General features: G+C 46.8%; 1 protein-coding gene. It reads left to right on the top strand.

Annotated features, from left to right (window positions below):
* Positions 1-547: Ig-like domain-containing protein (locus tag F941_RS16635; RefSeq protein ID WP_005010850.1), on the top strand; the 547-nt coding region annotated here is incomplete at both ends.

Here is a 547-nt window from a genome sequence, read left to right as displayed (position 1 = left end):
ATTTCGAAGTCGCAGTAAATCCAGCGCAAAAGAATGGTGAAATACTGCAAGTCACGGTAACGGATGCGGCAGGCAATGCGTCTGCGCCAGCGCCGGTTACAGCGGATGATACGACTGCGCCAGATGCTCCAATTATAAATACGATTACTGAAAATAATCCAATCACTGGTACAGGTGAAATTGGTACTACATTGATAATCACATTCCCAGATGGATTAACTGACAGTGTGGTTGTAGATGGGCAGGGTAAATGGGAGGTTCCAAATCCTGGCTTAATTAATGGTGATATTGTTCAAGCTGTACTTAAAGATTCTGCAGGAAATATATCGGATAGTACTCAGGTAACTGTTAGTTTTGTAACGGATTCAGAATCTGCATCGGCATCTGAATCGGCTTCGGCATCTGAGTCCGCATCTACATCAGCTTCTGAGTCGTCATCGACATCAGCCTCTGAATCGGCGTCGACATCGGCCTCTGAATCTGCGTCAGCTTCTGAGTCAGCATCGGCTTCAGCGTCTGAATCCGCGTCTACGTCGGCCTCTGAATC

The organism is Acinetobacter bouvetii DSM 14964 = CIP 107468 (assembly GCF_000368865.1).
In the GTDB taxonomy this organism is placed as follows: Bacteria; Pseudomonadota; Gammaproteobacteria; order Pseudomonadales; family Moraxellaceae; genus Acinetobacter; species Acinetobacter bouvetii.
Note: the sequence above shows the minus strand (reverse complement) of the source record. Positions and strands in the feature narration are given on the sequence as shown.